This is a genomic window from Streptomyces malaysiense (assembly GCF_000980885.2).
GTDB lineage: Bacteria > Actinomycetota > Actinomycetes > Streptomycetales > Streptomycetaceae > Streptomyces > Streptomyces malaysiense.
Window position 1 is genome coordinate 39,577 of the sequence record NZ_LBDA02000090.1, and the last position, 12,867, is coordinate 52,443.

Genomic DNA, 12,867 nt, shown 5'->3' on the forward strand with positions numbered 1-12,867 from the left:
TGTCCAAGCGGAGCGATACGGTCCGGGCGGGGCGACCTGCCACAGGTGGCGATATTCCGATTATCATCTGCGTTCATGCGTTCCCATGCGCCTTCCCTGGTCGGACGGGGTCCCCAACTCCACCTTCTCGAACGTGCGTTGAGCGGCGCTCAACAGGGACGCGGCGGTGTGGTCTTCCTGGTCGGTGAGGCCGGGGTCGGCAAGTCGCGGCTCGCGGCCGAGGTCGTGGGCGGCGCGCTCGACGCCGGCATGCGGGTGCTGCGCGGCCGCAGCAGCACCACGGGCCCCGCGGTGCCGTTCCGGCCGTTGACCGAGGCGCTCATGTCCCTGTTCCGGGGCGGCGAGTCCATGGACGACCTGGCCCTCGGCCCGTACCGGCCGGTGCTCGGACGGCTGATTCCCGACTGGGACACCGGTGAGCGCGAGAGCAGTTCCATGGTCATCCTGGGCGAGGCGGTGCTGCGGCTGCTGATCGCGGCCGGCCGTGGACAGGGCCAGCTGCTGCTCCTGGAGGATCTGCACGACGCCGACCCGGAGACGCTCGGCGTCCTCGAATACCTCGTGGACAACCTGGAGTACACGCCCGTCCTGCTGCTCGCCACCGTCCGCACGGACTTCAGCGACGCCCTCGACCTGGCCCAGTCCGCACGGCGGCGCGGCGCCGCCACCCTGCTGGAGATCCCGCCGCTGACCCGGGAGCAGGCGGACGAGATGGTCGCGGCCCAACTGGGCGCGGCGGACCCGGGCCAGGTGCCGGACACCGTGCTCCAGCGGCTGTGGGAGGACAGTTCCGGCAGCCCGTACCTGGTCGAGGAACTGCTCCAGACCATGATCGGGGCCGGCACCCTGGTACAGGGCCAGGACGGCTGGCGGGCGATCGGCGATCCGCGCAGCGACGTCTCCTCGACCCTGGCCCGGGACATCCTGCGCCGCATCGACCGGCTCGGCGCGCAGGGACTGACCCTGCTGTCGGCCGCCGCCGTGCTCGGCCGCCGCTTCCCGCTGACCGTGCTCCAGCGGATGAGCGGCGTCGACGACCGCGCGCTGCTCAGCCATCTGCACGCGGGCGTCGCGGCCCGCCTGGTGATCCCGGACGAACCGGCCCCCGACTGGTACTCCTTCCGGCACTCGCTTACCGTGGAGGCCCTGTTCACGCAGATGACCCCCGGTCAGCGGGCCGACCTCGCGCGCCGGGGAGCGGAGGCGGTCGAGGAGCTGCACCCCGAACTCGGCGGCGACTGGTGCGCGCTGGCGGCGGGGCTGCGCAGCGAGGCCGGGGACCGGGGCGCGGCCGGGCTGCTGTTCGCGGACGCGGGCGGCCGGGCCCTCGCGGCCGGTGCGCTGGGCTCCGCCGTGACGCTGCTCAGCCGTGCCGAGAACCTGCTGGCCGAGGCCGGGGACGCCCAGGGCCGGGCCGCTGCCCTGGAGAACCTGCTGCCGGCGCTCGCCGAGGCCGGCGACTTCGCGCGCGCCTTCGAACTGGCCGAGGACCTGCACGTGCTGGGCGGCTCCGGGCTCAGTCCCGTCCGGCTCGCCACCCTGCACGCCCGGCTGGCCAAGGTCGCCCACACGGCGGGGCGGTGGAGCGACGGCAACCGGCAGGTGGCCCGCGCCCGTGAGGTGCTGGCGGCCGCGCCGGACGAGATGACCACCGCCACCGTCGACGTGACGGCCGCCTACCTGGCCCTGGACACACCAGGTCCGGACCGCACCCAGCACGCCGAGAAGCTGGCCCGCTCGGCCGCCGACACCGCCGAACGCCACGGACTGCCCGTGGTCGCCTGCCAGGCACAGGAACTGCTCGCCACCGTGGCCCGCGAACGGGACCCGGAGGAGTCCGAGGCGATGCTCGGCCAGGCCCTCGCCACCGCCGAACGCCACCGGCTGCCCCTGCAGCGGATGTACGCGGCCACCCGGCTCGGCGGCAACGCCTGGCTCGCCGAGGGCGACACCACCGGCCTGCTGGCGGCACGCGAGGAGGCGCTGCGGCTCGGCTCGGTCAACATCGTGCACACCGTCGACGGCATCCTCGTGCTCGACGCCGTGCTGCGTGGTGACGACGACGCCGCCCGCGCCACCGCGGCCGAGTGCCTGGCCGTCGTACGACGGCTGCGGCTCGCGCCCGCCGTGCGGTACGTCCTGATGGCGCAGGCCGTGCTGGCCGCGCACCATGGCGACCGTGCCGGGATGGAGACGGCGCTGGCCGCGTTCGCGCAGTGGGACGGGGCCGGTTCGCAGGAGGAGCCGCTGAGTCACGGTCTGGCGCGTGCCTTCTGCGCGCTCCTGGAGGAGGACCGGGAGCAGGCCCGGGAGGATCTGGGCACGGTGCTGGCGCTGGAGGCGGACAATCCCTCGACCTACCATCTCAGCGGCACCCATGGCATGGTGCTGCTGCTGGACGTGCTCGCCGGTCGCGCGGACCGCGCCCGGCACGCGGAGATCACCGCCACCGCGATGGCCCGGATGCGCTGGAACCGGCACTTCGTGCTGCTCACCGAGGCCGTGCTGCTGGGCCGGGAGGGCGCGGGTGCCGGGGCGGCACGCGCGGTCGAGGCGGCGCAGGCGGTGGCGGAGCCGTATCCGCTGGCCCGGCATCTCGGGCTGCGGCTGATCGCGGACGCGGCGCAGCAGGACGGCTGGGGCGATCCGGTCGGCTGGCTGCGGCAGGCGGAGCACTACTTCCACGAGCGAGACGTCCCGGCCGTCGCGGGCGCCTGCCGGGCCGGGCTGCGCCGGCTCGGCGCCCCGGTGCGCCAGCACCGCACCGGGAGCAGCGGCATCCCGGACCAGCTGCGCGCCCAGGGCGTCACGGTCCGGGAGTTCGAGGTGTTCCGGCTGCTCGCGGAGCGGCTGTCCAACAAGGACATCGCGGACCGGCTGTTCATATCCCCGCGTACGGCGGAGAAGCACATCGCCAGTCTGATCACGAAGACGGAGGCGGCCAACCGCGCCGATCTGTGCGCGCGTTCGGCCGCCCTGCGGGACTCCTCCTAACGCATCTCGCGCACCGCCCGGGACCCGAGCACCGCCAGCCCCGTCAGGGCGAGCACCGCGGCGACCACCCCGAACAGGGCGAGCGTGCCGGTCCGGGCCAGCGCGCCGCACACGATGAGCGACAGCGGGGCGGCGGCGTAGCCGAGGACCATGTCGACGGAGATGACCCGGCTGAGCACGTCCTGGGGGATGTTGCGCTGGATCCAGCTCAGTCCGAACACCCCCTGGAAGCCGATGGCGAAGCCCATGGCCAGCACGGTCGCGACGACCGCCGGGGTGCTGTGCACCAGACCGAGGACCGCCATCCCGGCGCCGAGCCAGCCGGCCAGTCCGGCCACCAGCAGACCGACCCGGGGCCGGCCCCCCATGGCGCCGCCCGCCAGCGTGCCGAGCATCGCGCCGCCGGCGAGGGACCCGTTGAGCACGCCCAGGGTGGCGGAGCCACCGCGCAGCACCTGCTCGGCGAGCGTGGCGAAGCCGACCGTGAAGGGCCCGGCGTAACAGAAGTTGACGGCGGTGTCGAGGACCACGACCGTCCGCAGGCGCGGGTCGCGCAGGGTGAAGGCGACGCCCTCGCGGATGCGGGCGGCGAGGGACGGGGGGCGTTCGGCTTCCCCGCCGTCCTCGGGACCGGCCGCCTTCCGCGCCGCGGCGGCGGGGGGCCGGGTGGCGATCAGGGACACGCACCATCCGCACAGCGCGAAGCAGACGGCGTCGACCACGAACGCGACCGGCGCCCGGGTCAGCGCGATGACCACACCGCCGACCGCCGGGCCGAGCACGGCCGCGGTGCGCGAGCCGGCGCCGAGGAGCGCGTTGGCCGGGGTGAGCAGGTCCTTGTCCACCACCGAGGGCAGGATCGACACCCGGGCGGGCTGGAAGAAGGCGTCCACCGCGCCGAAGGCGGCGGCCGCCGCGCACAGCATCCAGACCGTCAGGTGCCCGGTGAGACCGGCCATTCCGACCCCGGCCATCAGGACGGCGCGGGTCCAGCTGGAGGCGATCATCAGGGTGCGGGTGGACCAGGAGTCGCTGAGGGTGCCGCCGACCAGGGTGAGCAGGGCGCGGGGTACGGCCTGGAAGGCGAGGACGTATCCGAGGGTGAGGGTGGAGCCGGTCAGGCCGAGAGTGATCCAGGAGAACGCGACGACGCTGAAGCCGTCGCCGAGCAGGGACAACGACTGTCCCAGCCACAGGAGTCGGAAGGGCCGCTGCCGGGCGGGTGCCCACAGCCGGGGACCGGCGCCGGCGAGGGTGGTGGCCATGATGTGCCTTTCGGGGTGCGGACGCTCGCGGCGGTCCGGTCAGTAGCGGACGGGCAGCGCGGTGAGGCTGCGGTTGAGGAGGGACGGCTGCCAGGTGAGCGCGCCGGGGTCGGTCAGGGTCAGGCCCGGGTGGTCGCGGACCAGCGTCTCCACCGCGGCGACGGCCACCAGCCGGGCCAGCGCGGCGCCGATGCAGAAGTGGGCGCCGAAGCCGAAGCCGAGATGGGTGGCTCCGGTGCGCCGGGCGTCGAACCGGCCGGGGTCGGGAAAGCGCGCCGGGTCCCGGTTGGCGGCGGCGGTCACCAGGAAGATCCGGTCGCCCGCCCGCAGGGCGTGCCCGTCCAGCTCCAGGTCGGCGACGGCGGCGCGGATCGACATCTTGGACGGGCCGTCCAGGCGCAGCGCCTCCTCCACGGCGCCCTGCGCCAGCGCGGGATCCTCGCGTACGGCGGCGAGTTGACCGGGGCGGGTGTGCAGGGCGAGGACGGTGTTGGCGATCAGGTTGCTGGTGGTCTCCCCGCCGGCGAACGCCATCTGGGTGAGCATCCCGACGAACTCCTCCTCGGTGACCGACTCCCCCACCCGGCCCTCCTTCAGCACCTGGCTGATCAGGTCGTCGGCAGGTCGGGCGCGGCGCTCGGCCACCAGGCCGGCGAGGTAGTCCTCCAGGCTCACCAGGGCCTGGAGGGAGGCCCGGTACTCGCTCTCCTCCTGGGCGGTGCCGAGCACGAGGTCGGCGACGCGGGCGTTCCAGTACCAGAAGGCGGCGGCGTCGGTGCGGGGGATGCCGAGCCAGCGGGCGAACACCAGCGCGGGCAGCGGCCTGGCCACGTCGGCCATCAGGTCGCCGGTGCGGCCCGGGACGGCCTTGCGGGCGAGGACGGCCCGGGTGGCCTTCTCGGTGAAGGTCCGGTAGCGGGCCACCGCCCGTGCGGCGAACGCCTCCTGGAAGACCTGGCGCAGTCTGCGGTGCTGCGGCGGGTCGTTGAACACCATCCAGCGCGACAGGATCCCGAAGGCCCGCTCGGCGTCCTCGCGGGCGCCCTGCGGCACGGCGTCCATCAGGGGCCGCACCCGGTCGGCCGAGACGGCCGGGTCACGCAGGCAGCGCATCACCTGGTCGTAGCCGGTGACCAGCCAGGCGTGGTGCATCGGGCTCCAGTGCACGGGGGCGTGCGCGCGGAGGGCGTCGAGGTGGCCGTAGGGGTCGGCGATCATGTCCGGGGACAGGAGGTAGCGCTCGGTGAAGGGAGCCGCGGGTGCGGTGCGCCGGGCCTCGGGGGCGCCCGGAGCGCCGGCCGCGGTCGGGGTCGCCGCGGTCATCGGTTCTCCCCCTCCTGGACCGCGACGAGGATCTCGGCGATGCCGGACACCCTCGGCTCGGCCATCATCGACATGTGGTCGCCCTCGCTGATGTGCACGGTCATTCCGCCACCGGCCAGTTCGCGCCAGCGGGCGAGGTAGGTGTCGTAGTCGACGTCCAGGCCCGGCATGGTGCGTCCGCGCGGCAGGCCCGCGGCCTCGCTGCCGACCACGAGGTGGATGTGACCGGGGTAGGGGCGGACCTCGTAGCCGGCGAGGGCGGCGAGCAGCGAGTGCCACACCTCGATGGGCGCGTTCTCGACGAGTGCCGCCTCGGCGGGGCTCATGCCGGCGCCCAGCAGGGTGGCGGTGAGTTCGGCGGTGGCCCGGTCGCGCTCCGGGGAGGGCGGCAGCCGCCGGATCAGGTCGCGCCGGCGCCAGGCGGTGCGCAGGTCGTCGGTGACGCCGTTCAGCCTCTTGCGGGCGGCGGGGTTGGGCAGGTACGGCTCGATCAGCACGAGCGGGGCCACCGGGTGGCCGGCACGGTGCAGCTGGGTGGCCATCTCCAGGGCGATGTTGGCACCCATGGACCAGCCGAGGAGGGCGTGCGGGGCCCGCCCGCCGGTGGTGTCCGCGGCCCGGTCGGTGATCTCGGCGACGTAGTTGGCGGCGATCCCGGTGACGGTGCTGGGGTCCACCCCGCCGAGCAGCCCCCGCGCCTGGAAGGCGTGCACGGGCCGGCCGGGCGGCAGGGCACGGGCGAGCGGCACGAACCAGGCGGCGCTGCCGCCCGTGGGGTGCACGCACCACAGCGGCTCCCCGGTGCCCTCGCGCAGCCGCACCTCGGAGGTGACGGCGGTGGGCAGCCCCTGGCCGGCCGCGCGGGTGGCGTGCTCGGCGAGCTGGGCGATGGTCGGGTGCTCGATCAGGTCGCCGACGGAGACGGTCAGGCCGCGTCCGGCGGCCATCAGGGAGACCCGGACGGTGGACAGGGAACTGCCCCCGATGCGGAAGAAGTCGTCGTGGACGCCGATACGGGCGAGGCCGAGGACCTCGCGCCAGATCTCGGCGAGGACCTTCTCCGCCGGGGCGGCGGGAGCGACGAACTCGGTTTCGGCTTGGTCGAGTTCGGCGGGCGGCAGCGGCAGCGCCCGCTTGTCCGTCTTGCCGCTGCGGTTGACGGGCAGTTCATCGAGGAGCACGAACCGGGCGGGGATCATGTACGCGGACAGCGAGGCGCGCAGGGCGCGGCGCAGTTCCTCGGGCGTGGGCCGGGCGGGGGCCCGCGGGACGAGGTAGGCGACCAGGGCGGGTTCCCCGCCGGGCAGGTCGGTGCGGTGCAGTACGACGGCCTGGCGCACCTCGGGCAGCGCCCGCAGCGCGTGCTCGATCTCACCGAGTTCGATGCGGAAGCCGCGCAGCTTGACCTGGGAGTCGCGGCGGCCGAGCCATTCCACGGAGCCGTCGGCCCGGTGGGTGCCGAGGTCGCCGGTGCGGCACAGCCGCTCGCCGGGAAGCCCGTAGGGGTCGGGTACGTAGGTGGCGGCGGTGAGTCCGGGGCGGCCGAGGTAGCCGCGGCCCACGGCCTGTCCGCCGAGGTGGATCTCGCCGGGGACGCCGGCCGGGACGGGCTGGAGGTCCTCGTCGAGGACGTGGATGCGGGTGTTGCGGATCGGCGTGCCGATCGGCGGCTGTCCCTGGCCCGGCCTCAGTTCGGCGGCGACCGACCACACGGAGGTCTCGGTGAGGCCGTAGACGTTGTGGAAGCGGCGGCCGCGCGACCAGACGTCGGCGAGTTCGGCCGGGCAGGACTCGCCGGCGACCTGGAGGACCCGCAGCTCGGGGAAGTCGTCCTCGCCGAGCACCGCGAGGGCGCTGGGCGGCAGCATGGCGCAGGTGATCCGGGCCTCGCGCAGGGTGCGGGCGAGGTCGGGACCGGGGCGCAGGTCCTCCTTGGGCGCGGTGACCAGACGGCCGCCGTTGGCGAGGGACCAGGTGAGTTCCAGGATCGAGGCGTCGAACCCGAAGGACGCGAACTGGAGCACCCGGTCCCCGGGGGTGGGGCGCACCAGGTCGCGCTGGCCTTCGAGCATGTTGGACAGTCCGCGGTGCGGCAGGGCGACGCCCTTGGGGGTACCGGTCGAGCCGGAGGTGTAGATGATGTAGGCGAGGGTGTCGGCGTCGGGCTCCCGGCCCGGCACGGGCGCCACGGGCGCGGCCGGAGCGTCCAGGTGGAGGACGGGACCGTCGAAGGGCACCCGGCCGTCGAGGGCGCGCTGGGTCAGCAGGACCCGCATGCCGCTGTCGTCGGCCATGAACTTCAGGCGCTCGGTGGGGTGCTGGGGATCGAGCGGGAGGAAGGCGCCGCCGGAGCGCAGCACCCCGACGGCGGCGCGCACCAGGTCCGGACCGCGCTCGGCGCAGATCCCCACGACGGTCTCCGGGCCGACCCCCAGTCCCCGCAGCCGCCGCGCCAGTTGCTCCGCCTGTTCGTGGAGTTCGCCGTACGACAGCCGCTCCCCGCGGTGCTCGACGGCGACCGCGTCCGGGGTGCGGGCCGCGTGGCCGGCGATGTGCTCGTGGAGCATCAGCGGCGAGGACGGGATCTCGGGTCCGCGCGCCCAGACACCGAGGGCGGTGGCGCGGGCCGCGCCGGTGAGCGCGGGCCGGGCGACCCGGGCGTCGGGGCCCGCGACCATGGCCTCCAGCTGGGCGCAGTACACGTCGGCCAGCTGCTCGGCCGTGGCGGGGGCGACGAACTCCGGGTCCACGTCGAGGGTGAAGGCGTTGACGCTTGCGTTGACCAGCAGCGGGAACATGGTCCGGGCGATCTCCAGGGAGTCGTCCCAGGAGTCGTGCGAGAGCCGGTGGAAGTTGACGTAGTTGAAGACGGTGTCCGTCAGACTGGCTTCGGTGGGCCGCAGCCGGGCGATGCGGACCAGGGGAACCCTGCGGTGCGGCAGCATCTCCTGCTCGGCCGCGAACACGTCCCGCAGGTATCCGCGCCAGCTGCCGCGCGGGCGGGTGACGCCGAACGGCACGGTGTTCAGGAACAGTCCGCGCATCCGGTCGGCGCCGGGTACCTCGGGCCGTCCGTTGGTGACCAGGCCGATGCTGTGCCCGAGGGCGCTCTCGTCCCGGTCGGCGAACAGGCTCATGGTGTGGTGGAAGGCGGTGAGCAGCACGGTACGGCGCGGCACCCCGGCGTCCTTCGCCAACCTGCCGATGCGCTCGGCGAGGTGGGCGTAGGAGCGCCGTACCTCGTGCACCGGCGGCCGGTCCTCGCCGGTGCCGCCCCGCGGCCGGCGGCGGAAGGTCACGGGGCGCAGGTCGGCGAGGCTCTCGCGCCAGTACGCCAGCGACTCCTCGCTGTCCAGGGCGGCCCGCTCCAGTGCCACGTACTCGGCGAACGCGGGGGCCTGCGGGGGCAGGGGCGCGGTGCCGTGCGCAACGGCTTCGCGGTGCAGGGCGAGCAGGTCGGCGACGAGCGAGGTGAGGCTCCAGCCGTCCAGCACGACATGGCAGTCGGTGAGCACGAGCCGCAGATCGTGGTCGGTGATGTGATGCAGGTGGATGCGGACCAACGGGGCGGCGGCCAGGTCGAAACGCCGCTCGAACTCCCCCTCCACGAACTCCCTGAGCCGTGAACGCTGTTCGTCGCGCGGCAGGCCGCGCAGATCGGTGTAGCCGACCCGCAGGCGGGCGGTGCGGTGGACGAGCTGGAGGGGTTCGCGGTAGGTGACGAGGTCGACGGAGCTGCGCAGGATGGGGTGCCCGGCGACCACCGCGTCCACGGCCGCCTGGAACGCGTGCGGGTCGAAGCCCTCGGGGGTGCTGATCTTCAGGTCCGTGACGTTGTGGTAGGCGCCGCGCCGGGGGTCGGCGAGCATCTCGTGCAGCATCCCGGCCTGGAGCATGGTCAGCGGGTAGGCGTCCTCGAGTCCGTCGGGGAGCAGGCCCGCGTCGGCGGGGTCGAGCTGGGAGAACGGGGCGACGGGGGCCGGTGCGTCCACGGCCTCGGTGACCAAGGCGGCGAGGTCGGCGAGGGTGCGGGTGCGGAAGACGTCGGCGACGGAGAAGCCGAGCCCGGCCGTCCGGCCGAGGCCGACCAGGCGCAGCGCCAGGATCGAGTCGCCGCCCAGGTCGAAGAAGTTGTCGCCGCGGCCGACGTGTTCGGCGCCGAGCACCTGGCTCCACACCCCGGCAAGGGCCTGCTCCACCGGACCCTCGGGCGGCACATGGGTGCCGGGTCCGGCGGCGGCGGGGGCGACGGCGGTGAGCGCGGCGCGGTCCACCTTGCCGTTGGCGGTCAGCGGCAGCCGCTCGTGCCGGACGAACAGCGCGGGGACCATGTAGTCGGGCAGGGTCAGCCGCAGCCCCTCGCGCAGCGCGGGCGGATCGAGCGGGCGGGCCTCCGGGGTGACGACATGGGCGACCAGGCGGGCCGTGTCCCCGTCCCGGCGGGCGACGACGGCGACGTCGGCGACGCCGGGCAGGGCGCGCAGCGCGGTCTCGATCTCGCCGGGCTCGATCCGGTAGCCGCGGATCTTCACCTGGTGGTCGGCGCGGCCGATGTACGCCAACTCGCCGTCGGACAGCACCCGTACGAGATCGCCGGTGCGGTACATCCGGGCACCGGGGGCCCCGAAGGGATCGTCCAGGAAGCGTTCGGCGGTCAGCTCGGGCCGGTTGCGGTAGCCGCGGGCCACCCCGCCGCCGGAGACGTACAGCTCGCCGACGCTGCCGGGTGGCACGAGCCGGCCGCGGGCGTCGAGGACGTACCCGTGCTGCCCGGTGAGCGGGCGCCCGATGGGGGAACGGACGGCGCCGTGCACGTCGTCCTCGGTGACGGTGCGGAAGGTGACGTGCACCGTGGTCTCGGTGATGCCGTACATGTTCACCAGGGCGGGCTTCCGGCCCGGTGCGGTGAACCAGTCCCGGTAGTCCCGGACGTCGAAGGCGTCCCCGCCGAACACCACTGTGCGCAGCGGGAGTCCGGCGAATCCGCCGGCCTCGCTCCGCAGGTGCGCGCGCAGGCCCTTGAAGGCGGCCGGGGTCTGGTTGAGGACGGTGACGCCCTCCTCGCGCAGCACCCGGTGCACGGCGGCCGGATCGCGCACCTCGTCGGCGCCGAGCACGACCACCCGGCCGCCACTGGTCAGCGGTGCCCACAGCTCCCAGACCGAGAAGTCGAAGGCGGGCGAGTGCATCAGCGTCCACACGTCGTGCGGGCCGAAGTCGAAGTGCCGGTCGGCGGCGGCCAGCAGCCAGGCCAGGTTGCCGTGGGTGACCTCGACGCCCTTGGGGCGGCCGGTGGAGCCGGAGGTGTAGATGACGTAGGCGAGGTCGCCGGGGGCGGGCAGGACGTCGGGGGTCCGCGCCTCGGCGCCGTCCTCGTCCAGCACCATGAGACGGACGGGCAGCTGTGCCACGGCGCCGCGGGTCGCGCTGTCGGTGACGATCCACTCGATGCCGGAGTCCGCGACGGTGAACTCGCGGCGGGCCTTCGGGTGGGAGGGGTCGAGCGGGAGATAGGCGGCGCCGGCCCGCCAGACGGCGAGCAGCGCGACGGCCAGGTCGGGGGTGCGGTCGAGGCAGACGCCGACCAGCGAACCGGGGGTGACCCCGGCCGCGCGCAGCCGCCGCGCCAGGCGCGATGCCCGGCTGTCGAGTTGCGCGTAGGTCAGGGAGTGGCCGCCGCGCACCGCGACCGCCTCCGGCGCCCGGCCGATGTGCTCGGCGAGCCGGTCCGGGGCGGTGCGCGGGGCGGTCCGGAACCCGCCCGCGGTGTTCGCGGGCCCGTCCGGGCCGAGCAGGTGGGCGCGTTCGGCGGGGGTCAGCGGGTCGATGGCGCCGAGCGGGGTGTCCGGGGTGGCACAGAACGCCTCCAGCAGGTTCACCGTGTGCCGGGCGAGGGCCGCGACCGACGCGGCGTCGTAGAGGTCGGGCCGGTACACGAAGGCCAGTTCGGTGCGGCCGTCGCCCTCGCGCAGGTCGAGGGTGAGGTCGAACTTGGCGGTGGTGAGGTCGATCCGGTACGGCGCCCCGCCGGCCGCGCCGAGGTCGAACGCGGAGCCGCCGGTGTCGGTGTGCGTGTACAGGACCTGCACGAGCGGGTTGCGGGCGAGATCGCGTTCGGGGCTCAGCGCGTCCACGACCCGCTCGAAGGGCAGCGACTGGTACGAGAACGCCTCCAGGACCCGCTCCCGGGTACGGGCGAGCAGCACGGCCGGTGTCGGGTCGTCGGTGAAGTCGCCGCGCAGCACGAGGGTGTTGACGAAGAACCCGACGAGCTGCTCGGTCTCGGCCCGCTCCCGGTTGGCCACGACGGTGCCGACGGCGATGTCCTGCTGTCCGCTGTGGAAGGCCAGCGCGGCCTGGAAGGCGGCCAGCACCGTCATGTACGACGTCGTACCCGCGCGTCGGCCGACTTCGGCGAGGGCGCCGGTCAGGGCGGGCGGCAGGGTGAGGACGTGGGCGTCGCCCCGGCCGCCGGGGGTGTCGGGACGGGGGTGGTCGGTGGGCAGCTCCAGCGGGGTGAGGCCGGCCAGCCGGGTGCGCCAGTGGTCGAGGGCGGCGGACTGGTCGCCGCCCCGCTGCCAGATCGCGTAGTCCGTGTAGTCCAGGGGAAGTTCGGGCAGCACCGCGGGGCACCCCAGGGTCCTGGCCCGGTACAGCTCGGTCAGGTCGCGGACGATCAGGCCGAGGGACCAGCCGTCGGAGACGATGTGGTGCATGCCGAGGACCAGCACGTGGTCGTCGGCACCGGCGCGGACGAGGGTGGCGCGGAAGGCGGGCTCCCGGCCGAGGTCGAAGGGGCGCAGCGCGGCGGCGTGCACGGTGGCGGCCAGCCGTCGCTCCTGGTCCGGGCCGGCCGGGACGGCGGCGTCCAGCACGTCGAGGCAGCCGGGGTCGGGCGGCAGGATCCGCTGGTGGGGCAGGCCCTCGTGCTCGGGGAAGACCGCTCGCAGCTGCTCGTGCCGGGCCGTGAGGTCGGTGACGGCGGCGCGCAGCGCGGGGACGTCCAGCGGGCCGGTGAACCGCCAGGCGGCGGGCATCAGATAGGTGGCGGCGCCGGGGTCGAGGCGGTCGAGGAAGTACAGGCGCTGCTGGGCGGGCGACAGCGGGACGCGGTCGGGGCGCGGGCTGATGCGGACCGGTCCGTCGTCGCGCGCGCCGGTCAGTCCGCGCAGCCGCTGCTCCAGCAGGCGCCGGGCGGCCGGGGACAGCGTGGCGGCCGGGGCGGCGGGTCCCGGGCGCACGTCGGATGTGGTCATGAGGGCACTCCGATCTGAACTCATGGGGA

4 protein-coding genes are annotated in these 12,867 nt (G+C 74.7%); 1 reads left to right on the plus strand and 3 read right to left on the minus strand.

From position 1 onward, the window contains the following. Positions 1 to 75 precede the first annotated feature (75 nt). The gene (locus VT52_RS30835) at positions 76 to 2,994 is read left to right on the plus strand and encodes a helix-turn-helix transcriptional regulator (RefSeq protein ID WP_046424811.1); all 2,919 of its coding nucleotides are present in this window, start codon (positions 76 to 78) and stop codon (positions 2,992 to 2,994) included. Here VT52_RS30835 and VT52_RS30840 read toward each other — a convergent pair. The 3 genes from VT52_RS30840 to VT52_RS30850 are packed head-to-tail and all read right to left on the minus strand — an operon-like array spanning position 2,991 to position 12,838. Next, positions 2,991 to 4,259 (minus strand): MFS transporter, encoded by a 1,269-nt coding sequence (locus tag VT52_RS30840; protein WP_046424809.1) that lies wholly within the window; start codon positions 4,257 to 4,259, stop codon positions 2,991 to 2,993. The genes VT52_RS30835 and VT52_RS30840 overlap by 4 nt on opposite strands. A gap of 39 nt (positions 4,260 to 4,298) precedes the next feature. Next, a complete protein-coding gene (locus tag VT52_RS30845) occupies positions 4,299 to 5,582 on the minus strand; it encodes a cytochrome P450 (RefSeq protein WP_240509948.1) in 1,284 nt (427 codons plus the stop codon). Continuing rightward, on the minus strand, positions 5,579 to 12,838 hold the full coding sequence (locus tag VT52_RS30850; RefSeq protein WP_046424807.1) for a non-ribosomal peptide synthetase: 7,260 nt from the start codon (positions 12,836 to 12,838) through the stop codon (positions 5,579 to 5,581). The genes VT52_RS30845 and VT52_RS30850 overlap by 4 nt, the downstream gene beginning before the upstream one ends. Between the last annotated feature and the right edge of the window lie 29 nt (positions 12,839 to 12,867).

What these genes read in the sequence shown, in the direction of transcription:
- VT52_RS30845 (WP_240509948.1), bottom strand. Translation starts at nt 5,582, where the DNA reads ATGACCGCGGCGACCCCGACCGCGGCCGGCGCTCCGGGCGCCCCCGAG.
- VT52_RS30840 (WP_046424809.1), bottom strand. Translation starts at nt 4,259, where the DNA reads ATGGCCACCACCCTCGCCGGCGCCGGTCCCCGGCTGTGGGCACCCGCC.
- VT52_RS30850 (WP_046424807.1), bottom strand. Translation starts at nt 12,838, where the DNA reads ATGACCACATCCGACGTGCGCCCGGGACCCGCCGCCCCGGCCGCCACG.
- VT52_RS30835 (WP_046424811.1), top strand. Translation starts at nt 76, where the DNA reads ATGCGTTCCCATGCGCCTTCCCTGGTCGGACGGGGTCCCCAACTCCAC.